Genomic DNA, 24,626 nt, shown 5'->3' with positions numbered 1-24,626 from the left:
AGTCAAAACAGCGTTACGTTAACACAGTCGGAAACAGAGTGATGCCCCAAGCGCCCGCACAGCAGCGTCTCCACGCCATGTTAGATCTACTGCGCCAGCAGATTGCGCAGCAGCCGGATGGTGCCTGTCGTCAGCCGCGCTTTGATTCTCAACTGTTTCGCACCAGCGGCACGCGTCTGGCGGATTATCTGCGCGAACTGGAAGGCAATATTACACAGCTAACCGCAGCCGATACCGATGTGGTGCGTCGTCAATGGCTGGCGGAGAAAGTGTTGGATCAGATTGCCGCCTTGCAGCGCGAATGCCAAAGCCAACAGCTGCGGGTTAAGCGCGAGCGGCCACGCGTCGATTCGCGCCAGACCAAACGTGAAGAGTATCAAGGCTACGAAAAGCGCTTACTGGCGATGATTCAACAGCGCGAGCAGCATCTGGCGCGCGCCGAAACCCTTAGCGTTCAGCAGCAGTTGATTCGTGAAGTCGATCAGCTGCAGGAGCGTCTGGCACGCTGCCGCGCCGCCATCTACAAACTGGAGTTGCCGGCTATGCCACGCTAAACGCGGCGCTCTTTCCTCTATACTCAGTGCGGTGAGAAAAAGGAGAAAAATCATGACGCTGGTTTTTTGGATTGTAATTGGTTTAGCGGCAGGCTGGCTTAAGCGGGTGATTTTTCCCGGTCGTCCGGGAGGATTTGTGCCTACGCTGGTGCTGGCGGTGATTGGCGCGCTGATTGGCGGCTATATCGCTACCTATTTCACCACCGGCGACCTTGCCGCCTTGCATCCAGCCGGTTTCGCCAGCGCGCTGCTGGGTGCACTGTTAATGCTGCTGGTCGCGGCGAAATTACGTATTTAGGAGAAACAATGTCACTGGACAGCGCACCCGACGAAATCAAGCTTGCCGTCGATCTGATTCAACTGCTTGAAGAGAATAATGTTCCCACCGCCACCGTGCTGGCCGCGCTGGCAATTGTTCAGCGGGATTATCAACAAAAGAAAGCGGCGGAAGATGCTGCTTAACGTGGCCCGGTGGTAAGTGTTGGACTAAGGCGCAACATATCCAAAAATGCATCGACTAGCTGCGGCGCATCGGCAGCCAAATCATAAGCCTGCGGATTGAATAACCAGTTTTCCATCATGCCGTTGATGTAGCCACACATCAGACGTGCAGACTGGCGCGTGTTGATGTTGTTGGGCAGCTGACCGACCTCAATACACTCTTTCAACACCACTTCAATGCGGTCGTAACACTCCAGCAGTAAGCTTTGGCGCATATCCTGTAACGTCGACATTTCGCCAACAAACTCACACTTATGGAAGATAATCTCCATTAATGCGCGTCTTTGCGGATCCTTTGCTGTGGCGTCAAGGATATAGATCAACATTGAACGTACAACAGAAAGTGGATCACCCGGGTATTTTGTCTGATACTCAAGTTCCACATCGTCCAGCCCAGCGTCACAACGTAGCCAGATTTCATGTAAGAGATCGGCTTTGTTTTTGAAATGCCAGTAGATAGCCCCGCGCGTGACGCCGGCCGCTGTTGCGATATCCGCCAGAGACGTGGCGGCCACACCATGTTCGGAAAAGTGTGCTAATGCGGCGTCAAGAATTTGATGCCGTGTTTCAAGAGCTTGCGCTTTGGTTTTTCGTGCCATGCTGGGCTTTTTTTACAAACTTGTAAGTTTACATACATTTGTGAATGTATGTACCATAGCACGACCCGTGTTTTAACGCAGCAATGGGTTTATCGGTTTGTGATCCATTGATCATTTGATATCGGACACTAGAGGTTTATTTATGAATAAAAACAGAGGATTAGCGCCTCTGGCGGCCGTCCTGATGCTTTCAGGCAGCTTTTTGTTAACAGGATGTGATGATAATAAATCCCAGCAAGCCGCCCAGCAGCAGCCCCCAGAAGTGGGTGTTGTGACGTTAAAAAACGAACCATTGCAAATTACCACTGAGCTGCCGGGCCGTACCTCGGCTTTCCGCGTTGCGGAAGTTCGCCCTCAGGTGTCAGGTATTATTCTCAAACGTAATTTTGTTGAAGGTAGTGATGTAAAAGCCGGTCAGTCGCTGTATCAGATCGATCCCGCCACCTATCAGGCGGCCTACGATAGCGCTAAAGCGGATTTAGCCCAGGCGGAAGCCAATGCTCGCGTCGCGCAGTTAACCATCACTCGCTACAAGCCACTGCTGGGTACCAAGTACATCAGTCAGCAGGACTATGACACCGCCGCAGGCACAGCAGCCCAAACTGCTGCAGCCGCACAGGCTGCGCGTGCCAACGTTGAAACCGCACGCATTAATCTGGCGTATACCAAAGTGACCTCGCCAATCAGCGGTCGCATCGGTAAATCGTCAGTCACCGAAGGTGCGCTGGTTTCAAATGGGCAGACTACCGCGCTGGCGACCGTGCAACAGCTCGATCCTATGTATGTCGACGTGACCCAATCCAGTGATGAATTCCTGCGTTTGCGCGCAGAACTGGAATCCGGTCAGCTGAAACAGAACGACGGTAAGGCCAACGTCACCCTGCTGATGCAAAACGGTAACGCATACCCGCAAACAGGCACATTGGAATTCTCTGATGTGAGCGTGGATGAAACTACCGGCTCAATCACGCTGCGTGCCATCTTCCCGAATCCGGACAATCGCCTGCTGCCAGGTATGTTTGTTCGCGCACGTCTGGATGAAGGCACCAATCCAACCGCATTGCTGGTACCGCAACAGGGCGTAACACGTACCCCAACCGGTCAGGCAACGGCGATGGTAGTGGGCGCGGATAATAAAGTGGAATCTCGTAACATCACCGCTAATCAGGCATTTGGTGACAAATGGCTGGTAACGGAAGGTCTTAAAGCAGGCGATCGGGTGATCACCACCGGTATCCAGCGTGCCAAACCGGGTGCGCAGGTGACGCCACAAGAAGTCTCCGATGATGCCAAAGCTGCACCAGAATCACCGTCTGCTAAATCATCGTCATAACAGGAGCCACTGATACATGGCTAAGTTCTTTATTGATCGCCCCATTTTTGCGTGGGTGCTCGCCATCATCATCATGTTGGTTGGTGTGCTATCGATTATCAGCCTGCCGATTGAGCAATATCCCAATGTTGCGCCGCCGGCAGTTGAAATCCAGGCGACCTATCCGGGTGCTGATGCGAAAACGCTGCAAGATTCGGTGACGCAGGTCATCGAGCAAAACATGAACGGTATCGATGGCCTGATGTATATGTCATCGAGCAGTGATTCGTCGGGCACATTGACGCTGACGCTGACCTTCCAATCCGGTACTGACGCTGATATCGCGCAGGTTCAGGTGCAGAACAAACTGCAGCTGGCCACGCCGTTACTGCCACAAGAAGTGCAGCAACAGGGGATTCAGGTTAAGAAATCCTCCAGCAGCTTCCTGATGGTGGCAGGTTTCGTCAGCGATAACGACAACATGACGCAGAACGATATTTCTGACTATGTTGCTTCGAACATCAAAGATCCGGTCAGCCGTATGCCGGGCGTGGGTGATACACAGGTGTTTGGTGCGCAGTATGCGATGCGTATCTGGCTGGACCCACACAAGCTGAATAACTACTCACTGACGCCAGTGGATGTGATCAGCGCATTGAAAGTCCAGAACACCCAAATCGCCGCCGGTCAGTTGGGCGGTACTCCACCTGTGCCGGGTCAACAGCTTAATGCCTCGATCATTGCGCAAACCCGTCTGACTTCAACAGATGAGTTCGGCAAGATCTTGCTGAAAGTGAATCAGGATGGTTCTCAGGTGCGCCTGCGTGACGTGGCGAAGATTGAACTCGGTGGTGAAAACTACGAGATCATCGCACGTTATAATGGCAAACCGGCTTCCGGTATCGGTATTAAGCTGGCAACCGGCGCTAACGCGCTGGACACCGCCGATGCGGTGAAAGCAGAACTGGCGAAACTGCAGCCGTTCTTCCCGGCAGGCATGAAAACGGTTTATCCGTACGACACCACGCCGTTCGTGAAAATTTCGATTTTCGAAGTGGTGAAAACGCTGTTTGAAGCGATCGTACTGGTGTTCCTGGTGATGTATCTGTTCCTGCAAAACTTCCGTGCGACCTTGATTCCAACCATCGCCGTACCGGTAGTCTTGCTGGGTACTTTCGCCGTCATCAGCGCCTTTGGTTACTCGATAAACACCCTAACGATGTTCGGGATGGTACTTGCCATCGGCCTGTTAGTGGATGACGCCATCGTGGTGGTCGAGAACGTTGAACGTGTTATGGCTGAAGAGGGTTTACCGCCGAAAGAAGCCACCAAACGTTCGATGGAGCAGATTCAAGGCGCGTTGGTGGGTATCGCGCTGGTGCTGTCTGCGGTATTTATTCCGATGGCATTCTTCGGCGGTTCAACCGGCGTCATCTATCGTCAGTTCTCGATCACCATCGTTTCGGCGATGGCGCTCTCGGTGCTGGTGGCGTTGATTCTGACTCCAGCGCTTTGTGCCACCTTGCTGAAGCCGGTGGAAAAAGGCACCCATGGTAAAACTACCGGCTTCTTTGGTTGGTTTAACCGCGTGTTCGATAAGAGCACCAACCACTATGTTGATAGTGTGGGCCACATCGTTCGCAGCACCGGTCGTTACCTGCTGATTTACCTGGTAATCGTCGTCGGCATGGCTTACCTGTTCATAAAACTGCCTACCTCATTCCTGCCGGAAGAGGATCAGGGTCTGTTACTGGCTCAGGCGCAATTGCCAGCCGGTGCAACTCAGGAACGTACGCAGAAAGTACTGGATCAGGTTACTGACTACTTCCTGAACAAAGAGAAAGACAGCGTGAATTCGGTGTTTACCGTTAACGGCTTCGGCTTTGCCGGTCGTGGACAGAACACCGGTATCGCGTTCGTCAGCCTCAAGCCGTGGGATGAGCGTGGCGATGCCAGCCTGAAAGTGCCTGCGATTGCCGGTCGTGCCATGCAGGCGCTCGGTCAAATCAAAGATGCGATGGTGTTCCCGTTCAACCTGCCAGCGATTATCGAACTGGGTAACGCCACTGGCTTCGACTTCATGCTGACCGATCAGGGCAACCTGGGTCACGAGAAACTGACCGCCGCACGTAACCAGCTGTTTGGCATGATTGCCCAGCATCCGGATACGCTGGTGGGCGTGCGTCCAAACGGCATGGAAGATACGCCACAGTACAAACTGATCATCGATCAGGAAAAAGCACAGGCGCTGGGTGTGTCGCTGTCAGACATCAACACCACGCTGGGCGCCGCATGGGGCGGTTCTTACGTCAACGACTTCATCGACCGCGGTCGTGTGAAGAAAGTGTACGTAATGGGCCAGGCCGATTCACGTATGTTGCCGGACGATATCAGTAAGTGGTTCGTGCGCAACAGCGGCGGCACCATGGTTCCGTTCTCCGCCTTCTCTTCGGCGAAGTGGCAGTATGGCTCACCACGTCTGGAGCGTTACAACGGCTTGCCATCAATGGAGATTCTCGGCCAGGCAGCACCAGGCAAGAGCTCCGGTGATGCCATGAACCTGATGGAACAGTTGGCAGGAAAACTGCCTGCGGGTATCGGTTACGACTGGACCGGCATGTCCTATCAGGAACGTTTGTCAGGTAACCAGGCACCGGCGCTGTATGCTATCTCGCTGATTGTGGTGTTCCTGTGTCTGGCCGCGCTGTATGAGAGCTGGTCGATTCCGTTCTCGGTAATGTTAGTGGTACCGCTGGGTGTTGTCGGCGCACTGATCTTCACCACGGCGCGTGGCTTGAGTAACGACGTCTACTTTGTGGTGGGCTTGTTGACCACCATAGGATTGTCGGCGAAGAACGCCATCCTGATCGTCGAATTCGCCAAGGATTTGATGGAGAAGGAAGGCAAAGGGCTGGTTGAATCAACGCTGGAAGCATCCCGTATGCGTCTGCGTCCGATTCTGATGACCTCGCTCGCCTTTATCCTCGGCGTAATGCCCCTGGCGATCAGCACCGGTGCTGGCTCTGGCGCGCAGAACGCGGTAGGTACCGGCGTAATGGGCGGGATGGTAACAGCGACCGCGCTGGCTATCTTCTTCGTTCCGGTATTCTTCGTGGTGGTACGTCGCCGCTTCAGTAAGAACAAAGGTGACCTCGAACAAGGTCATCCGGTAGAGCACAAACACTAAGTTCTACCCTTCCCTAAAAGGCCGCTGATGCGGCCTTTTTTATTGCTGCTTCGCTACCCCGCCAAAATCCCTGCGTTTTACACGGTTGCAATCAGCCACTCTCGGGTTCATAATATTGTTATAGTATAACATTACATAGCGAGGTTACTATGAAACCGAATATCCATCCACTTTATCGCCCAGTGGTGTTCCACGACACCTCGGCCAACGAATACTTCAAAGTCGGCTCCACTATTAAGACTGAGCGCACCATTGAGTTTGAAGGTGAAGTGCTGCCGTATGTCACGCTGGATGTATCGTCAAAATCCCACGTGTTCTACACCGGCAAGCAGAAAGATTTCGCCAAAGAAGGCAGCACCGCGCGCTTCAACCAGCGTTTTGGCAGCTTCCTGTCGCGCAACAAGTAACGCTGGAGAGAAGAGATGCAGGTATTGAGTTCATTGCGCTCTGCAAAGACGCGCCATAAAGATTGCAAAGTCGTGCGTCGTAAAGGTCGCATTTATGTGATTTGCAAAACCAACCCGCGCTTTAAGGCGGTTCAGGGAAGAAAGAAAAAAAGGTAGGAAAGTGTCGTGATAATTGGCCGGGATGCTCCCCGGCCTTTTTTTTACTTCATGCTGTGCAGAATGGCGTCAACATTGTGTTTGAACGCGGCCACATAGGTCGCTGCCGGGCCATTCGCTTCCGACAACGCTTCAGGATAGAGTTCACCGCCCGGCTGTGCGCCGGTTTCGCTGGCAATCTGTTTTACCAGACGTGGATCGGTTTGATTCTCCATGAAGTAAGTTTTGATGTGCTCGGCCTTCAGCTGTTTGATGATCGAAGCCACATCGCTGGCGCTGGCTTCCGCTTCAGTAGAGAAGCCCACCGGCGCAAGGAAACTGACGCCATAACGTTGGCCAAAGTAGCCAAAGGCATCATGGCTGGTCAGCACCTTACGCTTGTTCTTCGGCACTTCAGCAAAGGCGGTTTTCGCCCAGCTATCTAGCTTTTGCAACTGCTGAATGTAACTTTCACCGCTTTTCCGAATATCCGCCGCATCTTCAGGATCGGCTTTGATCAGCGCATTCATCACATTGGTGGCGTAGATCACACCGTTTTGCATGCTGTTCCACGCGTGGGGATCGGTGACGCTTTTACCGTCCTCTTCCATCTTGCGCGTGTTAACGCCGTTCGAGGCCACTACGATGGTGCCTTTATAGCCTGACGCGCTAATCAGGCGATCCATCCAACCTTCCATGCCCAAACCACTAACGAACACCACATCCGCTTTCGACAGCGCCTGGCTATCCTGCGGCGTCGGTTCGAAGGTGTGCGGATCACCGTTCGGCCCGACCAGCGATTTCACGTTGACGTGATCGCCACCAACCTGTTTAACGATATCCGCCAGCACGGTAAAACTCGCCACAACATCAACGCTTTTCGCCAGCGACAGTGGGCTAATCAGCATGGCACCAATCGCCAGACTCAGCGGTAACTTTTTCATTCATATCCCCTTATTGGTTTCGTTATCGACGGCGCAACAGGCCGCCACATGGTCCTGTCAAAACAGAAAGCAGAAACAGCACCGCAGCACTCAGCACCACCGCAGGTCCAGCCGGCAGCGAGAAATGCCACGAAAGAATCAAACCGATAAACGCAGAGATGATCGCCAGCAGCATGGCGATGCCAAGCATGCAAGCCAGATGGCGACTCCAGAAGCGTGCGCTGGTGGCCGGCAGCATCATCAATCCCACCGACATCAGAGTGCCCAGCACCTGAAAGCCCGCCACCAGATTAAGCACCACCAGCATCAGGAACAGACCGTGCACCAGCGGTGCGCTCCATTTGCCCTGTGCGCGCAGGAAATCGGGATCGAAGGCATCGATCACCAGCGGACGGAAGATCACCGCCAGCAGTAGCAAGGTCGTAGCGGCAATGCCGCCAACCAGCAGAATTGCCGCGTTATCTACCGCCAGCAGCGATCCAAATAACACGTGCAGCAGATCGACGCTGGAACCACGCAGTGATACCAGCGTGACGCCGAGTGCGAGAGATCCGAGGTAGAAGCCCGAGAAACTGGCATCCTCTTTGAGGTGCGTGTAACGGCTGACCGCCCCCGAGAGTAGCGCCACCGCCAAACCGGCAATCAGGCCGCCGATGCCCATCGCCACCAGCGATAATCCCGACACCAGATAACCAATCGCTGCGCCGGGTAATACCGCATGTGATAACGCATCGCCGACCAGACTCATGCGGCGCAGGGAGAGGAAAACGCCCAGCGGTGTGGCGCTAATCGCTAATGCAACGCAGGCCACCAATGCACGGCGCATGAAACCAAATTCGATAAAGGGTTGAAGTAATGTCACGACGCTACCCTACGCAACGTTGGCGTTTGTGCGGAATCAGCGTCATCGAGCGATAACACATCCTGAAAATAGCGCGCCACCAGCGGCCGATCGTGCAGCACAACTAACAATGTGGTGCCCGCCTGCTGCTGCTGTTCGAGGATCGACATCAGTAAAGTGACGGTTTGGCTATCAATGCCGTTGAAGGGTTCATCCAGCAGCCAGAGCTGACTGCGCTGCAACATTAAGCGCGCAAACAGCACGCGCTGCAGTTGTCCACCAGATAAAGTGGCTGGCTGCGCATCGGCAAATTCACGCATTTGCACCGCATCCAGCGCGGCATCAATTTCCAGACGCAAGGCGCGATTAATGCCACCAAACCAGCCGCAGCGTGGCCAGCAGCCCATCGCTACCAGTTCATAAGCAGTAAGAGGAAAGCGGGTTTCGAGTTCACTGCGTTGTGGTAACCAGCCCAGTGCTTTACGTGGGATCTGCAATTCGCAGCTGCCAGAAATCGGCGGCAATAAGCCGGCAATGGTTTTCAATAAGGTCGATTTGCCGGTGCCGTTAGCGCCAATCAGCGCCGTCATGCTGCCCGTTGCCAGCTCACCATTAACGACAGGCGTCACCGCACGGCCTTGATAACCTGCTTGTAAGCGGTTGAAATGCATCATTTCTGCATTCCCCACCATAAGGCTATTGCCAGAAAGGCAATCAGCATCAGCGCAACCAGCAAACGGCCGCCAAGGGAAAGAAGTAAACCGCTGTGATTCATACTCAATAACCAAAAAATGTTATAACATAACAATTATACTACCCGAATCTTCCTCTATTACGCCCGAGCAAAAGTGTTTCAAAAGTTGATCGCTCAAGACGATTACCGCTGTAATTCGCCGTTTCGCCATGATTGAGTTATGAAACCCATCACAACGATTACTCTTTCTGTTTATTAGCGACTTGCAATGTCACCCAATAAGCTCAATGATAGAAACATCATTCTTTTACTGGATACAAAATGCCGTCTATTATTCATTGTGATATTGCTGTGGATGAGGACGATTGCGAAAAGTTGCTAAGAATTATCCAGGGGAATATTCTCAAAATAGCCGAGGCATTAGCAGGTGATTTACAGTGGTATTCTCAAAACGCGCAATTAGTTCCCGAGAGCTTCCAGATTATTTCTATTCAACCAACCAACAACAATCGATTTAAAATGCTTTACGATTTCAGCTGGAATTTATTTAATCCTTGCCTGGATTTAAATGAAACGTTTAAGCGTCGTGAAGAAGTGTTGTTTCAGGTAACGCCCGGCGCGCTGGTGTTTGAAGTGATTGACAATGAGCGCCCCTCTCCTGCCGACGAATTGTAATATTTGGTAATTGAGGTGAGCAAAGCTAATGATTGTGGATTACATTTAAGGAGTCGCTGAATTCAATTTTATTCGAGATCGCTTCCTGGTAGCTTTTCCTAATCTCGCCGCGCTGCGGTAACTGTGCTAGCTATGGAGGGGAAAAAGATGGACGAATACTCACCGAAACGGCATGATATTGCCCAGCTTAAATACCTGTGTGAGAACTTGTTCGACGAAAGTATGGCGACATTGACTGATAGCCATCATGGTTGGGTTAATGATCCTACTTCGGAAAGCAATTTACAGCTCAACGATTTGATTGAGCATATCGCTTCTTTCACGATGAATTACAAAATTAAGCACGTTGAAGATGAAGCCCTGATTACGCAAATCGATGAATATCTTGACGATACCTTTATGCTGTTCAGCAGCTATGGAATCAATACTCAGGATCTACAACGGTGGCAGCGTTCAGCAAAACGTTTATTTAATCTGTTTGCCGAAGAGTGTGCATATCTCCAACAACCTAGCCATTCCTTTTAGCACCAGACTGAGACCGGTTTATTTATGAGCAACCAAGCCTTAACCAAAACAGATTATTTGATGCGACTGCGCCGCTGTCGCTCAATCGATACCCTTGAACGGGTTATCGAAAAAAACAAGTATGAATTACCTGATAATGAACTCGCGGTATTCTATTCGGCAGCCGATCATCGTCTGGCTGAACTGACCATGAATAAGCTTTACGATAAAGTACCGGTTTCTGTCTGGAAGTTCGTCCGCTAAGTTTTTCCCCTAACAGCCGCTCTGCACCATCATCGTATTAATCAAGGATTGAATCACAGGCAAAGGATTGCCAGATTTCTCTGTGCGTAAAATTCTGTGGAGTATTAGGCGGATACAAAATGGTGGGGGCCCTGCCAGCTACATCCCGGCACACGCGTCGCCTGCTGCGGCTGCTTCCTTCCGGATCTGACCGAGTTCACAAGTTAGCATTGCGGGAGAACCAACAGGGCCCCCATTGACAAGCCCTCATTTCGAGAGCGCAGGCATTATCAAGTATGCCCCTGGCAATTGCAAGCGCAGGCCCGACAACCGTTGGTTTCTTGCACAAGCACACAGCAATGCGCTGATGTCTACCCTTCTGCATGCTAAAGTTTGCCCTTTCCTGATGAAAATAGGTGCGCATATGAGCGACCAAAACAATTTCTCTGAGCGCGTGTGGCAAATCATTGCAGCCATTCCGCCAGGAAAGGTCACCACTTACGGTGATGTTGCCCAGTTGGCCGGATCGCCACGCGCGGCACGTCAGGTGGGTGGCGTATTACGTCGTTTGCCGGAAGGCAGTAAGTTACCCTGGTTTCGCGTTATTAATCGTCACGGCAGGATTTCGCTGCAGGGCGACGATCTGTTTCGTCAGCGGGATGCGCTGGAAGCGGAAGGGATTGAAGTGAGCGATGCTGGGGAGATTGAGCTGGAAAAATATCGTTGGGAAATTTAGCGGTGCGATATGTCGCGCCCAAACCCGCCACAAACCGTACTGAACTTAACACGCCGGAAGTCATCGTTGTGGAGTAAAGCGTCACACGCCATGGATGGCGTGTGCCGAGCGATCAGGGACGAGACAGCGACTTTACGGAATAATGATGACTTCCGGCGCTCTCTCGTCCCATCAATCGAAGTTACAAACTCGTCGGTGCCGGCACCGAAGACGATGGCGTCACCTGTGTAGGTGAAGTCGAAGGCACTGTTGTTGCGGCACCCGGTTGGGTTTGCATCGCGACGTTAGTCACGGGAACCAACAGCAGTTCGGCTTTCGTTCCGCCCTGATTAATCACCGGTTTCACCGTATCGGTGATAAACGCCAGCTTGCCATCAATTGAAATCGCCGCACTTAACAGAATGCGCGCGTTTGGCTGGATGTCAGCCGGATTGAACGGCAAGACAAACTGGAACGGTGACTGTTTCCCTTCCGTACGCACTACGCGCTGCGACAAGACTTTTGAAGGCGCATCGGCCAGCGATGCATCAGACAGCGTTACGGTTAGCACGGAATCCGGTGGCAGCGCGATGCGCTGGCGGATATACACCGAACCACTGACATTCGGCTGCGCAATGGCGGCCTGCTGCCCCGCTACCGCTGAGCCGAGTGTAGGTGTGGCTACCGGCTTGCTGTGGTCCGCACAACCGGTAATCGCCGCAGCCAGGGTCATACCGCTAATAACTTGCCAGATTTTCATCGATGTCGTCTCCTTATGAACACTATGATTGTCGGCGGTAAATTCATTACTTAGCTTTTCAGCCGCCGAATGACCTTAATTCTGGCACAAATATCGGCATTGCGCCTAAACCTTCAGCCAGCCCACTGAAATCGCGGCAAAATCATTGACGGAAACTGGTCGGATCTTTCACACTGACGCGATTAGTCACGCTGAGGAATCCGCTATGAGCCAGGCACTGCACAACCTGCTTAATTTATTAAATCTGGAAAAACTGGAAGAAGGCCTGTTTCGTGGTCAGAGCGAAGATCTTGGTCTGCGCCAGGTGTTTGGTGGCCAGGTAGTTGGCCAGGCGCTGTATGCCGCGAAACAAACGGTGCCGGAAGAGCGCATCATTCACTCTTTCCACAGCTACTTTCTGCGTCCGGGCGATAGCCAAAAAGCCATCATCTATGATGTCGAAACGCTGCGTGACGGCAAAAGCTTCAGCGCACGCCGCGTCAGCGCCGTACAGAATGGCCAACCGATCTTCTACATGACCGCCTCGTTCCAGGCACCTGAAAGCGGCTTCGAGCACCAGAACAGCATGCCGCAGGTGCCGGGCCCGGATAATCTGCCATCGGAACAGGATTTGGCGAAAAAGCTGGCCGCCCATCTGCCACTCAAGCTGAAAGAAAAATTCCTCGCCGAGCGTCCGCTGGATATTCGTCCAGTACAGATTCATAACCCGCTGAAAGGCCACGTTGATGAGCCGCTGCGTCAGGTGTGGATTCGTGCCAACGGCGAGTTACCGGCCGATCGTCGTATCCATCAATATCTGCTGGGATATGCCTCGGATCTCAACTTCCTGCCGGTGGCGCTGCAACCGCACGGTAAAGGCTTCCTCGAAGCCGATATGCAGGTTGCCACCATCGATCACTCAATGTGGTTCCATCGCCCGTTCGACTTGTCTGAATGGCTGCTGTACAGCGTGGTGAGCACCTCCGCCTCCGGCGCGCGCGGTTTTGTGCGTGGCGAGTTTTATACGCAGGATGGCAGACTGGTGGCGACCACGGTGCAGGAAGGCGTGATGCGCCAACGCGACGCATAAAAAAAGGGGCGATATTATCGCCCCTTCTGCTTTTTATAATTTTAGCGCACTGCTCTTCTTCAGCCCGGCTGTTACTGGTTGTAAGCGTTCTCGCCGTGGCTGTTCACATCCAGACCTTCACGTTCCTGATCTTCCGGAACACGCAGGCCAACAATCATATCTGCCAGTTTGAAGCCAATGAAGGCCACAACTGCAGTCCAGACGATGGTCACGCCCACGCTGAACAGCTGAATCCAAACCTGATGGCCCATGGTCACGCCTTCTGCGTAGCCTACGCCGCCCAGTGAAGAGGACGCGAACACGCCGGTCAGGATACAACCGAGGATGCCACACACGCCGTGCACACCGAAAACATCACATGGGTCATCAACGCGCAGCCATTTCTTCAGGGTAGTTACGCCCCACAGACCGGCTAAACCACCCGCCAGACCGATAATCAACGCGCCGCCGACACCGACATAACCACAAGCTGGGGTAATCGCCACCAGACCCGCGATGAAGCCTGAGCAGGCACCGAGCAGAGAAGGTTTACCACGTACCGCCCACTCGCCGAACACCCACGACAGCACCGCACCCGCCGTAGCCACTACGGTATTCAGGAACGCCAGCGCAGCGATTTCGTTAGCTGAGGAAGCAGAACCGGCGTTGAAGCCGAACCAGCCCACATACAGAATCGCGGTACCGAGGAACACCATCGGCAGGTTGTGTGGTTTGAAGGCTTCTTTGCCGAAACCAGCACGTTTACCCACCAGATAAGCACCCACCAGGCCAGCAACTGCGGCGTTGATGTGAACCACGGTGCCGCCCGCGAAGTCGAGCGCGCCATCTTGCGCCAGCAAGCCACCCGCCCAAACCATGTGTGCGATTGGCAGGTAAGCCAGCGTCAGCCAAACCACCACGAAAATCAGTACCGCCGAGAAGCGAATACGTTCAGCCAGCGCACCGACAATCAGACCGACGGTAATACAGGCGAAGGAAGCCTGGAACGCAACGTGAATGTACTGATAGAAGCTGCCCATCACCGCTTTCAGCTCAATATTTTTCAGCATCGCCCACTGGAAGCTACCGAAGAAGGAGTTGCCTTCACTGAAGGCCAGCGAGTAGCCGTAAATCACCCACAGCACGCACACCAGCGAGAAGGTCACTGCAACCTGCGTCAGCATCGACAGCACGTTCTTACCGCGGATCAAACCGCCGTAGAACAGCGCAATGCCTGGAATCGACATAAACAGTACCAGCGCGGTACAGATCATCATAAAGGCGTTATCGGCTTTATCCGCGACGGCAGGCGCTGCCGCCATCGCCAGAGAAGGTAACAGCGCAAGGCTGGTGAGGCCCAACTTCGTTATCAGTTTATTCATTTCTTTCCATCCCATCACAATTCAGAGCCCCAGTTACAGTGCTGCTTCGTCGGTCTCGCCGGTACGAATACGAATGACGCGCTGCAGTTCTGCGACGAAAATCTTGCCGTCGCCAATTTTGCCGGTATACGCGGCTTTGCTGATGACATCGACCACTTCATCAAGTTGGTCGTCCGCAATAGCGATATCAATTTTTACTTTAGGCAGGAAGTTAACGCTGTACTCGGCACCGCGATAAAGCTCTGCGTGACCTTTCTGGCGACCGAAACCTTTAACCTCGGTAACTGTCAGTCCCTGAATGCCAATAGAGGATAAGGCTTCACGCACGTCCTCCAGCTTAAATGGTTTGATTACCACGGTAACCAGCTTCATACGTTCCCCTCCGGATAAGAAATTGAGTGAGTCTTCGCGGACACGTAGGGATATAAGCAAAGGCTGTGCCATAAATAAAAAAAGGGGAATGTCAGTAGCATAGGCGCGCTGCATCACGCTTCGTTATGTGAAGCACAGCGCAGATTGGGGACCAGGAATAGGAAAGGTGTTGCAATATTGCACTTCTTTGGTGCTTCAAGCCTCAAAGAAGTGCATCAATACAGAACATTCCGATAAAACTGTGCAAAAAAGGTGCAATTCACCCTTCAGCTTGTACGGGGATGCCCGCCGCGAGTTCATCGCCGGCCTGCTGCAGCTGATACATCTGCCAGTAACGGCCCTGCTCGGCCAGCAGCTCAGCATGCGTACCGCGCTCCACCACCTGACCGCGATGCAGCACTAAAATCTGATCGGCTTCGGTGATGGTGGAAAGGCGATGCGCAATCACCACCAGCGTGCTGTGCTGACGTAATGCACGCAACGCGTGCTGAATCGCCTGTTCCGTACCGGAATCGATATTGGCCGTGGCTTCATCGAGGATCAGGATTTGTGGCAATGACACCAACACGCGCGCCAGCGCCAGTAGCTGTTTCTGCCCAACCGACAGATTATTGCCCTGCTCGCCTAAACGCGTATGGATGCCATCCGCCATGCTGCGCGCCAGCGGTGCCAGCTGCACCGTCTCCAGCGCCTGCCACACTTGCTCTTCCGGGATATCGCGCCCTAAGCGCACGTTGGCCAGCAGCGAATCCGCCAGCACCACCGGATCCTGTTGCACCATCGCAACGCTTTGACGTAAAGCGGCGTGCGACAGTTGCGGCAGCGGGCGACCATCCAGTTCGATGCTGCCGCGCGTCACCGGGTAATAGCCCATCAGCAAATTCGCCAGCGTGCTTTTCCCGCTGCCGGTATGCCCCACCAGCGCAACAAAATTACGCGCGGGCACTTCAAGGTTGATGTTGCTGAGCACATCGCGATTATCGCGATAGGCAAAGCTCACATCGCGCAGCGAAATGCTGCCCGAGGCCAGCGGCTGAATATCGCTGCCGTAACCTTGCTGATCCGCATCCATCAGTTCGAAGATGCGCTCGCCAGACACCACCGCTTGTTGCAGCATCGACTGCTGCGTGGTGAGTTCAATCAGCGGTTCGTTGAGACGGCCAAGATAGGTAATAAAGGCGTACAGCACGCCAACCTCAAACACGCCTGGCGTGGCGAAGCTGAACAGCATCAGCAAACCGCACAGAATCATCGCCGAAAACAGACTCAGTAACGGGCGCAATAAAAAGCCATCCAGCCGCAGCGTTTCCATGCGCGCCAGATAGTGCGAACGGCTTGCTTCGCCCATGCGCTCACCAAAGCGCGCCTGCTGGCGGAACTGCTGGATCACGCTCATGCCGTTGATCACTTCATTAAAGCCGTTGTTGATGTCCGCCAGATAGCTGCGCACGCGGCGCGCAATCGGCGTGCTGAAGCGCTGATAAATCAGCATTACCGTCAGCACCAGCGGGAAAATCACGATCGCCACCAGCGCCATACGCCAGTCGAGAGAGAACATCGCCACCAGCATCGCGCCAATCAACGCGGCGGCGCGCAACACCGTTGCTACCACGGTGACGTAGAGATCTTTGATCACTTCGGTGTCGTTGGTGACGCGCGAGATAATTTGTCCGACCGGCTGCGTATCGAAAGCGCTGAGAGGCTGGCGCAACGCCGCGTTCATCACGTCTACGCGCAATTGCTGCACCACGCCAATCGCCGCGCGGTTAAACAGCAATGCCTGAAAATAGTGCAAACCGGCAGCCAGCAATTGCAGTAGAATAAAGCCCACCAGCAGACCAGCGACGATGCCCCACGGCATTTGATGTTTCGCCACCAGATTATCGATGAAGTAACTCACCAGCACCGGTCCGGTCACTTCGGCCGCCGCAGCAATCCACAGCATGCCGACCGCCAGCCACAGCGATTTACGCCACGGTTTGCCATACGCCAGCAGACGCTTCAGCGTCGGCCATAAACGTTGTGATTTAGCCACGGCTTGCTCCTTCTGCCACTTCATCGTCATCCAGCGCGGCTTCCAGCTGCTGATAACGGTACATATCGCGATACCAGCCCTCTTTAGCGGCCAGTGTGTCATGATCGCCACGCTGCGCCACGGCGCCCTGCTGCAGCACCAGAATTTCACTCGCTTCGGTAAGCGCCGACAGACGATGCGCGCTGATAATCAAGGTGCGGCCTTTGCCCCACTGACGTAGGTTATGCAGGATGTCATGTTCAGTACGACCATCAACCGCCGACAGCGCATCATCCAGAATCAGGATTTCCGCATTCAGCAGCAGCGCGCGTGCAATCGCAATGCGCTGCTTCTGTCCGCCCGATAACATCACGCCGCGTTCGCCCACTTCAGTCTCATAACCTTGCGGCAGGCGCAGAATATCATCGTGCACGCAGGCCATGGTTGCCACGCGCTCCAGCTCTTGCTGCGTCGCATTCGGACGGCCCAGCGCCAGATTGGCGGCGATGGTGTCGGAGAACAGGAACGGCGTCTGGCTGACCACCGCCAACCGGCTGCGCCAGCTATCGAGCCGCAACTGCGGCAGCGGCGTATTGTGGTAGCGAATATCGCCTTGATCGATGTCGAAGTGGCGCTGAATCAGGCTCAGCAGCGTGCTCTTGCCGCAGCCGGTTGGCCCGCATAAGCCAAGCATCTGGCCCGGTTTTAGCTGGAAGTTAACATGGCTCAGCACCGGGCCAGAACTGGCCGGATAGCGAAACTCACGAATGGCAACCTGCATCACGCCGGGTTCGGGCGGCAACACTTTCGCTCCATCTTCAACTGCAGGCGCTTCCGCCAGCAAGGAACGGATACGGCTCCACGCCGCACTGCCGCGCTCAACGATATTGATCATCCACGCCAGCGCCAGCATCGGCCAAATCATCAGGCCAAGGTACATCACAAAGCTGGTGAGCTGCCCGAGCGTCAAACTGCCGTTCCACACCATCCAGCCGCCACCGGCAATCGCCAGCAGGTTGGAGAAGCCGACGGCGATATAGATGATCGGATCGAAACGCGCATCCACGCGCGCCACATGCAGGTTTTTCTTGCCGGTATCGGCAGCGATGCCAGCAAACTGCTGCGACTGATGATCTTCGAGGCCAAAGGCTTTGATCATGCGAATGCTGGTCAGACTTTCCTGGGTTTGATCGTTCAGACTGGAGAACGCCGCCTGCGCCACTTTGAAACGCTGATGCAGGCGTGCGCCATCTTTCTGAATGGCGAAGGCCATAATCGGCATCGGGATCAGCGCCAGTAACGTCAGTTCCCAGCTGATTTGGGTGCTCATCACAATCAGCACCACCAATCCCATCACCAGCGAATCCACCAGCGTCAGCACGCCTTCACCGGCGGCAAACACCACGCGATCCACATCATTGGTGGCGCGGGCAATCAGATCGCCGGTGCGATGGCGCAGATAAAATGCCGGATGCTGGCGGCTGAGCTGACGATAGAAATCTTCACGTAGCTCAACGGCTAACTGGTAGGATGCGCCAAACAACAGTACGCGCCAGACGTAGCGCAGCAGATAGACGATCACCGCCGTCACCAGCATCACGCCGATCCACATAAAGATCTGCCCGGCGCTTAAATTATGCTGGGTGACGCCGTCGACAATTACGCCAACCACGTGCGGTGGCAGCAATTGCAATAAGGCAATAACGATCAGCAAGCTGACGGCGCCCAGATATCGCCGCCACTCGCGCAGGAAATACCAACTTAACTGGCTGAATAATTGCACAAGCGTGTCTCTTTCTGTGCCCGCTAGGGCGCTACCGGCAAGGCGGTGGTGTATTTAATCTCTTCCATGGCAAAACTGGAGGTCACATCCATCAGTCCTGGCACGCCGTTCACCAGACGCTTATAAAAGCTGTCATAACTCTTCATGTCCGCGACCTGAATGCGCAGCAAATAATCGTACTCGCCCGCCATGCGGTAAAACGCCATCACTTCCGGCATTTGCTGCACCACGGCGACAAATTGCTTAAACCACTCGCTGCTGTGCTGCTGGGTTTTGACAAACATAAAGGCGGTGAGTGACAGACCGATTTTTTCGCCGTCCACCAGCGCCACGCGCGCACGAATAATGCCATCATCTTCCAGTTTTTTCAGGCGTTTCCAGCACGGCGTGGTGGTGAGGTTCACCGCATCGGCTAACGTCTGCAGCGACAAGGTGCAATCCTGCTGCAGCATTGCCAGCAAAGTGCGGTCAGTTTTATCTAACATTTGCCACTCCGGGAGAAAATTTTTCTCTAATCTCGCCATTATAGCGCGGTTTTAGCAACCTCTTTTTCCTGCCAGTGCCTTACACTGTGCGCAATAATGATTACGGAAATGCCACATGCAAACGCCCTGGGTTCGCCACGCCATCAATGAAATTAACGCCGATTTTCAGCGCTCCGCGGATACGCATCTGATCCGCTTTAAGCTGGATGATTTTCCAGGCATTCACTTCTATCTCAAAGATGAAAGCACGCATCCCAGCGGCAGCTTAAAACATCGCCTGGCGCGTTCCCTGTTTCTCTATGGCCTGGCGAATGGCTGGATCCATGAAAATACGCCGATCATTGAAGCCTCTTCCGGCAGCACTGCGGTATCGGAAGCTTACTTCGCGCGTCTGCTCGGTTTGCCGTTTATCGCCGTAATGCCGGCCAGCACCGCGAAACGCAAAATCGAGATGATTGGCTTTTACGGTGGTGAGTGTCATTTCGTTGCCGATCCCTGCCAGCTGTACAGCGAATCCGAGCGTTTAGCACGTGAACTGAATGGCCACTTTATGGACCAGTTCACCTACGCCGAGCGCGCCACCGACTGGCGCGGCAACAACAATATTGCCGAAAGCATTTTCCGCCAGATGTCACACGAACCGTTCCCGGTGCCGCATACGGTGATCATGAGCGCAGGTACCGGCGGCACCTCGGCAACGCTGGGCCGCTATATCCGCTATCAGGGCCATGACACGCGCCTGCTGGTGGTCGATCCGCAACATTCGGTGTTCTTTGACTACTGGCACAGCCGCGACAAAACGTTTCGCAGCGAACGCGGCAGCCTGATTGAAGGCATTGGTCGTCCACGCGTCGAACCGTCGTTTTTACCCGATGTCATTGACGAGATGATGAAAGTGCCGGATAGCGCGACCATCGCCGCGATGCTGCAGCTGGAGAAGGTGCTTGGACGTCGCCCTGGCGCCTCAACCGGCACCAACTTCTGGGGCATGATGCAGGTGGCAAAACGCATGCGGGAAAACGGCGAGCAAGGATCTTTGGTGACATTGCTGTGTGACAGCGGTGAGCGCTATCCGGACACCTATTACAACGCGCAGTGGGTAGCGCAGAATATCGGCGACATTGCGCCTTGGGTGCGAGAGCTGCAATAAAAAACCGGACGTCCTGTCCGGTTCACTGTAAGCCTCAGCATTCGGGGGAATAATCGAGGTGTGGTGTGGTCATCCAGTGATTAAGGTAGTGAGACACCGCCTGTGTCTCGCAATGTCCGATAATCGGTAAATGGGGCAACGACGCTTTCAATTGATTCATGGCGTTGCCCATAATGAAACCGCTGCCAACGCGCTCCAGCATTTCGCGATCGTTCATGGCATCGCCAAACGCCATACAATCCGCCAGCGACAGCGAAAGGTGCTGGCACAAACGTCCCAACGCCGCGCCTTTGTGGCAATCAACCGGCAACACTTCCAGGCAATCCCACGCTGAGAAACAAATATTTGCCCGCTCGCCCAACGCGTCCTGCAATTCACTTCTTAGCGCCTGCAACATTTCATGCGGCGCAATAAAACAGATTTTGGTGACTTCATGCGCCGACATCTGACGCAAATCACGCAGCTGATAGTGGAAGCCACTCATCGCATGCGCTTCCAGCGCACCGAGCAGCGGTTTATCGGTAAACCAGCCTTCATCGTTGAAAATATGAATCGACGCTGGCGTTTGCCAATGGGTATGAATCACCTCTTCCGCCACTGATGGCGATAAATCGCAGCCGTAAAGCTGATTGCCTTCCAGATCGTGAATGCGCGTGCCGTTGCCAGTAATCAGCCAAGCTGGCAAGGTGATTTGTTCGCGTACTCGCTGCATATCCATAAGATGACGCCCGGTGGCAAACGCCAACGTGACGCCGCGCTGATGTAACGCATGCAGGCTTGTCAGCGTTTCATTTCCTAACCGATGCGAAGGAAGCAACAGCGTGCCATCCATATCAAATGCCGCGAGGCGAGCCATGCGAATTCTCCTGTCTGAGTGAGGCAGTTACTATCGCCTGGTAATTACGGAACTAATAGTGAATACTTTTAAAAAACTGTTCCGGGTTTAGCGATGCGCGAACTTCATCGGGTTAATCAATTTCAGCGCCTGTGGCAACTCAGCCACGGCGAAACACAACGCCTCAGCGTCGCTGCGATGGCGCAACACTGTTTTTGCAGCGAGCGCCATGTGCGCACGCTGCTGCGGCAGTGGCAGGATGCCGGCTGGCTGAACTGGCGCGGAGAATCCGGACGTGGCAAACAGGGCGAGCTGACTTTCCTGCTGTCGCCGGAGCAGCTGCGCCAGCAGCTTTTAACGCAGCAACTCGATGCCGGCGAGGCGGTGCAGGCATTGCAGGTGCTGGATCTGCATCCCGAGCGGTTAGTGAAAATGTTGCGGCCGCTGATGGGCGGTCAGTGGCAGAACCAATCCCCGGTGCTGCGCATTCCTTATTACCGCGCGATGGAGCCGTTGCGCCCGCTACAGCTGACCGGACGCGCCGAGCAACATCTGGCGCGCCAGGTTTTCTCCGGGCTAACGCGCTTTCGCGATAACGATGTTGAAGGCGATATCGCTCACCATTGGCAGCACGATGCCAGCGGCCGTGACTGGTATTTCTGGCTGCGCCCGCAGCTCAGCTGGCATAACGATGAACCGGTGCAGGCGGCGCAGTTGGTTGAGCAGCTGCAGCAGATCATGCAATCGCCGCGCGGCTCGCGGCTGCTGGCGGCGATTGAACGCATTGAAGCGCCGCATCCGCTGGCGATACATATTCAACTACGTGAAAGCGATTACTGGCTGCCGCAGCGGCTGGCGCATCAATTCTGTCTGTTACCTCATCCTGAATTCGCCGATGTCGGTAGCGGGCCGTGGAAACTCACGCATTTCACCGCTGAAATGGTGCGGCTGGAGAGCCATGCGCGCTGGCATCTGCAGCGCCCGCTGATCCAGCGGATGGAATACTGGATCACGCCGCAGCTGTTTGATCGTGATCTCGGCACCAGCTGCAGCCATCCGGTGCAAATCGCCATTGGCGATCCTGAAGAGCTCGGTTCGCTGCGGCCGGTTGATCGCAGTATCAGCCTGGGATTTTGCTATCTGGCGCCACGCATCTCGGCGCACTTCAGTGCCGAGCAGGCCCAATCGCTGATTGCCCTGATTCAGCGCAGCGGCGTTATTCAACAATTGCCGCTGGATGAGGGTTTGATTACACCGAGCCACGAACTGCTGCCTGGCTGGCCGGTACCGCGCGCAGAAAGAGTGAGAATTTCACTGCCGCCGACGCTAACGCTGCATTACCACCTACCGGTCGAACTGCATGTGATGGCGCAGGCGTTAATTCCACTGCTGGCGCAACATGGCTGCGCCCTCACCTGTATCTTCCATGACGTAAAAAGCTGGCGTGACGATATCGATCTCAGTGAGGCCGATGTGGTGATGGGCGATCGACTGATTGGTGATGCGCCGCTGTTTACGCTGGTGAACTGGCTGGAGAACGACCCGGTCTGGCAGCCGCTGCGCCAAAAAATACTGCAAAAGCCGCTGAGCGCCATTGCCCAACAATCTGATGCATTGCAGCGTGGTGAATTAACTCAGCAACTGTTTCAGCAGCTGATGTGCGACGGCCATTTACTGCCGCTGTTTAACTATCGCTATCAGGTTTTTGCCCCGCCCGGCGTGGAGGGCATCCAGCTAAATAGCCTGGGCTGGTTTGATTTCACTCGCGCCTGGATTCCGCCGCCAACCACAGCTAACGCTGTTCAGCCTTCCTTCGAGCCATTACCATAAGCGCACAGATTTTTGAGGAAGAAAAAATGAAACGAGCCGTTGTGGTATTCAGTGGCGGACAAGACTCCACCACCTGTTTAATTCAGGCGCTGCAACACTATGATGAAGTGCATTGCGTGACTTTTGATTACGGCCAGCGCCATCGCGAAGAGATCGAAGTTGCGGCTGAGCTGTCGCAGAAGCTGGGCGCACGGGCGCACAAAGTGCTCGACGTTACGCTGCTCAACGAGTTAGCCGTCAGCAGCCTGACGCGCGACAACATTCCCGTGCCAACCTACGATCCGAATGCCAGCGGTTTGCCGAGCACCTTTGTGCCGGGCCGCAATATTTTGTTCCTGACGCTGGCATCCATTTATGCCTATCAGGTTGAAGCTGAAGCGGTGATCACCGGCGTATGCGAAACCGATTTCTCCGGCTATCCGGATTGCCGCGATGAGTTTGTTAAAGCACTGAATAACGCTGTCAGCCTCGGCATGGCGCGCAATATTCGCTTTGAAACGCCGCTGATGTGGCTGAACAAAGCAGAAACCTGGGCGCTGGCCGATTACTGGCAACAACTGCCGCTGGTACGCGCTGAGACGCTTACCTGCTACAACGGCGTAAAAGGTGATGGCTGCGGCGAATGCGCGGCTTGCCATTTACGCGCCCGTGGCCTGGCAGATTATCAGGCGAACGCGTCGGCGGTGATGGCAGCGATGAAAGAGAAAAGCGGCCTCAACTGATTCAGACCGCAGGGTAAACTGGCGTCATCGGCGCCAGTTATTCATTTTCGACCATCAACGACGCCAGACGCTGGTGTAACTCCCCTTCCAACGGCACCGCTTTTTGCGTGCGTAAATCGATACAGACAAAGGTCAGTGCGGCATCGGCTACCACCGAATTATCGCTCGCCAGCAAGACACGCTGGGCAATTACACCGCTTTTACCGCCGAGCTGTGATACTTCACTTTCAATATTCAGTACGTCGCCCAATACCGCCGGACGACGATAGTTGATGTTGATATTCACCACCACAAACGCCAGCTGCTGCTCAATCAGCCAATGAAACGCATCGACATCCTCCAGCCACTGCCAGCGCGCCTCTTCCAGAAACTCCAGATAGCGCGCGTTATTCACGTGCTGATAAACATCCAGATGATAACCGCGCACTTTAATTGTGGTTTGCATTATTGCTCCTGTTCAGGCTGAGAATGACAACTGGTAAGACCTGTTGAGCATAGCACAGCCTGAATCCGGGCTTTTTCAATCCTTCAAAGTCGCGAGACGCTTCACAGTTTAAGCCGAGCGCTGTTGCGCTCAATCAGTGCGCTACCGATACCCGGCACCTCCTTGAGTTGTTCAATGGCGGTAAACGGGCCGTATTGCTCGCGATAACTGACAATGGCCTGCGCTTTCTTCAGTCCGATGCCGTTCATACCGGCTGCGAGCTGTTCGGCTGTGGCTGAATTGATGCTGACCTGTCCTTCGTTTGGCGTGGAGACTTGCGTCGCCTGCGTTTCACTGGGACTTTCGGCAGCCGCCAGTCCGGTGGTATAAACTGCGCCGCCCAGCGCCAGCGTAATGCATAGGGCTTGAAACGTTGATTTCACCATGCTGTGTTTCTCCTTGTGTTTGACAGCAACAGCAGGGTGTCACAGCTCAATTCAAGGCTCAAAA

Annotated in this window: 28 protein-coding genes and 1 other RNA gene; 15 read left to right on the top strand and 14 right to left on the bottom strand. The window is 54.3% G+C overall.

Annotated features, from left to right (window positions below; all coding sequences use genetic code 11):
* The first annotated feature begins 41 nt into the window (after positions 1–41).
* From priC to rsmS, 3 genes are read left to right on the top strand one after another with little or no spacing between them, the layout of a single operon-like run.
* The gene (gene priC, locus BM323_RS17165; protein WP_008103882.1) at positions 42–554 is read left to right on the top strand and encodes a primosomal replication protein PriC; all 513 of its coding nucleotides are present in this window, start codon (positions 42–44) and stop codon (positions 552–554) included.
* A gap of 52 nt (positions 555–606) precedes the next feature.
* On the top strand, positions 607–852 hold the full coding sequence (locus tag BM323_RS17160) for a GlsB/YeaQ/YmgE family stress response membrane protein (protein ID WP_008103884.1): 246 nt from the start codon (positions 607–609) through the stop codon (positions 850–852).
* Between the two features lie 8 nt (positions 853–860).
* A complete protein-coding gene (gene rsmS, locus BM323_RS17155) occupies positions 861–1,016 on the top strand; it encodes a pleiotropic regulatory protein RsmS (RefSeq protein WP_008103886.1) in 156 nt (51 codons plus the stop codon).
* Here the strand turns inward: rsmS and acrR are convergent.
* Entirely contained in the window at positions 1,013–1,654 is a 642-nt protein-coding gene (gene acrR, locus BM323_RS17150) for a multidrug efflux transporter transcriptional repressor AcrR (RefSeq protein ID WP_008103887.1), read from the bottom strand. The two genes, rsmS and acrR, sit on opposite strands and share 4 nt — an antisense overlap.
* Before the next feature lie 142 nt (positions 1,655–1,796).
* Here acrR and BM323_RS17145 point away from each other — a divergent pair, with 142 nt between their 5' ends.
* From BM323_RS17145 to ykgO, 4 genes are all read left to right on the top strand, one after another.
* Positions 1,797–2,987 (top strand): efflux RND transporter periplasmic adaptor subunit, encoded by a 1,191-nt coding sequence (locus tag BM323_RS17145; RefSeq protein WP_008103889.1) that lies wholly within the window; start codon positions 1,797–1,799, stop codon positions 2,985–2,987.
* Between the two features lie 16 nt (positions 2,988–3,003).
* Positions 3,004–6,153, top strand: coding sequence for a multidrug efflux RND transporter permease subunit AcrB (locus BM323_RS17140; RefSeq protein ID WP_008103890.1), 3,150 nt, complete (start codon positions 3,004–3,006; stop codon positions 6,151–6,153).
* 149 nt (positions 6,154–6,302) lie between these two features.
* The gene (locus BM323_RS17135; RefSeq protein ID WP_008103892.1) at positions 6,303–6,560 is read left to right on the top strand and encodes a type B 50S ribosomal protein L31; all 258 of its coding nucleotides are present in this window, start codon (positions 6,303–6,305) and stop codon (positions 6,558–6,560) included.
* A gap of 15 nt (positions 6,561–6,575) precedes the next feature.
* Positions 6,576–6,716, top strand: a complete 141-nt coding sequence (gene ykgO, locus BM323_RS17130) for a type B 50S ribosomal protein L36 (protein ID WP_008103894.1) — start codon at positions 6,576–6,578, stop codon at positions 6,714–6,716.
* A 44-nt stretch (positions 6,717–6,760) separates the two neighbouring features.
* On the opposite strand, the gene BM323_RS17125 is transcribed toward ykgO, so the two are convergent.
* From BM323_RS17125 to BM323_RS17115, 3 genes are read right to left on the bottom strand one after another with little or no spacing between them, the layout of a single operon-like run.
* A complete protein-coding gene (locus tag BM323_RS17125) occupies positions 6,761–7,639 on the bottom strand; it encodes a metal ABC transporter substrate-binding protein (RefSeq protein WP_008103895.1) in 879 nt (292 codons plus the stop codon).
* 22 nt (positions 7,640–7,661) lie between these two features.
* The gene (locus BM323_RS17120; RefSeq protein ID WP_008103897.1) at positions 7,662–8,501 is read right to left on the bottom strand and encodes a metal ABC transporter permease; all 840 of its coding nucleotides are present in this window, start codon (positions 8,499–8,501) and stop codon (positions 7,662–7,664) included.
* A complete protein-coding gene (locus tag BM323_RS17115; protein ID WP_008103899.1) occupies positions 8,498–9,154 on the bottom strand; it encodes a metal ABC transporter ATP-binding protein in 657 nt (218 codons plus the stop codon). The genes BM323_RS17120 and BM323_RS17115 overlap by 4 nt, the downstream gene beginning before the upstream one ends.
* A gap of 341 nt (positions 9,155–9,495) precedes the next feature.
* On the opposite strand from BM323_RS17115, the gene BM323_RS17110 reads away from it, so the two are divergent.
* The 3 genes from BM323_RS17110 (at position 9,496) to BM323_RS17100 (ending at position 10,617) form a co-directional block, all read left to right on the top strand.
* Positions 9,496–9,849, top strand: coding sequence for a hypothetical protein (locus BM323_RS17110; protein WP_008103901.1), 354 nt, complete (start codon positions 9,496–9,498; stop codon positions 9,847–9,849).
* Positions 9,850–9,996: 147 nt separating this feature from the next.
* A complete protein-coding gene (gene tomB, locus BM323_RS17105) occupies positions 9,997–10,374 on the top strand; it encodes an Hha toxicity modulator TomB (RefSeq protein ID WP_007886936.1) in 378 nt (125 codons plus the stop codon).
* Positions 10,375–10,398: 24 nt separating this feature from the next.
* A complete protein-coding gene (locus tag BM323_RS17100; RefSeq protein ID WP_007886938.1) occupies positions 10,399–10,617 on the top strand; it encodes an HHA domain-containing protein in 219 nt (72 codons plus the stop codon).
* A gap of 129 nt (positions 10,618–10,746) precedes the next feature.
* On the opposite strand, the gene ffs is transcribed toward BM323_RS17100, so the two are convergent.
* Positions 10,747–10,843: signal recognition particle sRNA small type (gene ffs / locus BM323_RS17095), an RNA gene on the bottom strand.
* A 177-nt stretch (positions 10,844–11,020) separates the two neighbouring features.
* Here ffs and BM323_RS17090 point away from each other — a divergent pair.
* Complete coding sequence (locus BM323_RS17090) at positions 11,021–11,332, top strand: MGMT family protein (protein WP_008103902.1); 312 nt, start codon at positions 11,021–11,023, stop codon at positions 11,330–11,332.
* A gap of 181 nt (positions 11,333–11,513) precedes the next feature.
* Here the strand turns inward: BM323_RS17090 and BM323_RS17085 are convergent, their stop codons facing one another.
* Positions 11,514–12,071: a YbaY family lipoprotein gene (locus BM323_RS17085; protein ID WP_008103903.1), complete on the bottom strand. Its 558-nt coding sequence runs from the start codon at positions 12,069–12,071 to the stop codon at positions 11,514–11,516.
* Positions 12,072–12,276: 205 nt separating this feature from the next.
* Here BM323_RS17085 and tesB point away from each other — a divergent pair, with 205 nt between their 5' ends.
* The gene (gene tesB, locus BM323_RS17080) at positions 12,277–13,140 is read left to right on the top strand and encodes an acyl-CoA thioesterase II (RefSeq protein WP_008103905.1); all 864 of its coding nucleotides are present in this window, start codon (positions 12,277–12,279) and stop codon (positions 13,138–13,140) included.
* A 71-nt stretch (positions 13,141–13,211) separates the two neighbouring features.
* Here the strand turns inward: tesB and amtB are convergent, their stop codons facing one another.
* The 5 genes from amtB to BM323_RS17055 form a co-directional block, all read right to left on the bottom strand.
* Entirely contained in the window at positions 13,212–14,501 is a 1,290-nt protein-coding gene (gene amtB / locus BM323_RS17075; RefSeq protein ID WP_008103907.1) for an ammonium transporter AmtB, read from the bottom strand.
* A gap of 33 nt (positions 14,502–14,534) precedes the next feature.
* Positions 14,535–14,873: a P-II family nitrogen regulator gene (gene glnK / locus BM323_RS17070; RefSeq protein ID WP_007886947.1), complete on the bottom strand. Its 339-nt coding sequence runs from the start codon at positions 14,871–14,873 to the stop codon at positions 14,535–14,537.
* Positions 14,874–15,132: 259 nt separating this feature from the next.
* The gene (locus BM323_RS17065) at positions 15,133–16,908 is read right to left on the bottom strand and encodes a SmdB family multidrug efflux ABC transporter permease/ATP-binding protein (RefSeq protein WP_036648283.1); all 1,776 of its coding nucleotides are present in this window, start codon (positions 16,906–16,908) and stop codon (positions 15,133–15,135) included.
* Positions 16,901–18,670 (bottom strand): SmdA family multidrug ABC transporter permease/ATP-binding protein, encoded by a 1,770-nt coding sequence (locus BM323_RS17060; RefSeq protein ID WP_008103911.1) that lies wholly within the window; start codon positions 18,668–18,670, stop codon positions 16,901–16,903. Before BM323_RS17060 ends, BM323_RS17065 begins: the two co-directional genes overlap by 8 nt.
* Positions 18,671–18,693: 23 nt before the next feature.
* Complete coding sequence (locus BM323_RS17055; protein ID WP_008103913.1) at positions 18,694–19,155, bottom strand: Lrp/AsnC family transcriptional regulator; 462 nt, start codon at positions 19,153–19,155, stop codon at positions 18,694–18,696.
* Between the two features lie 115 nt (positions 19,156–19,270).
* Here BM323_RS17055 and BM323_RS17050 point away from each other — a divergent pair, with 115 nt between their 5' ends.
* Complete coding sequence (locus tag BM323_RS17050) at positions 19,271–20,305, top strand: PLP-dependent cysteine synthase family protein (protein WP_008103915.1); 1,035 nt, start codon at positions 19,271–19,273, stop codon at positions 20,303–20,305.
* Positions 20,306–20,339: 34 nt separating this feature from the next.
* Here BM323_RS17050 and cof read toward each other — a convergent pair whose 3' ends face one another.
* Positions 20,340–21,161, bottom strand: a complete 822-nt coding sequence (cof, locus tag BM323_RS17045; RefSeq protein WP_008103918.1) for an HMP-PP phosphatase — start codon at positions 21,159–21,161, stop codon at positions 20,340–20,342.
* Positions 21,162–21,254: 93 nt separating this feature from the next.
* Between cof and BM323_RS17040 the strand changes: the two genes are divergently transcribed.
* Entirely contained in the window at positions 21,255–22,970 is a 1,716-nt protein-coding gene (locus tag BM323_RS17040; RefSeq protein ID WP_008103919.1) for an SgrR family transcriptional regulator, read from the top strand.
* A gap of 26 nt (positions 22,971–22,996) precedes the next feature.
* On the top strand, positions 22,997–23,692 hold the full coding sequence (gene queC, locus BM323_RS17035) for a 7-cyano-7-deazaguanine synthase QueC (protein ID WP_008103920.1): 696 nt from the start codon (positions 22,997–22,999) through the stop codon (positions 23,690–23,692).
* A 37-nt stretch (positions 23,693–23,729) separates the two neighbouring features.
* On the opposite strand, the gene BM323_RS17030 is transcribed toward queC, so the two are convergent.
* Positions 23,730–24,137, bottom strand: coding sequence for an acyl-CoA thioesterase (locus BM323_RS17030; protein ID WP_008103922.1), 408 nt, complete (start codon positions 24,135–24,137; stop codon positions 23,730–23,732).
* A gap of 101 nt (positions 24,138–24,238) precedes the next feature.
* Complete coding sequence (locus BM323_RS17025) at positions 24,239–24,562, bottom strand: ComEA family DNA-binding protein (RefSeq protein WP_008103924.1); 324 nt, start codon at positions 24,560–24,562, stop codon at positions 24,239–24,241.
* Between the last annotated feature and the right edge of the window lie 64 nt (positions 24,563–24,626).

This window comes from Pantoea sp. YR525 (assembly GCF_900116775.1).
Lineage (GTDB): Bacteria > Pseudomonadota > Gammaproteobacteria > Enterobacterales > Enterobacteriaceae > Pantoea > Pantoea symbiotica.
This window is presented reverse-complemented; position numbering and strand designations above follow the sequence as displayed.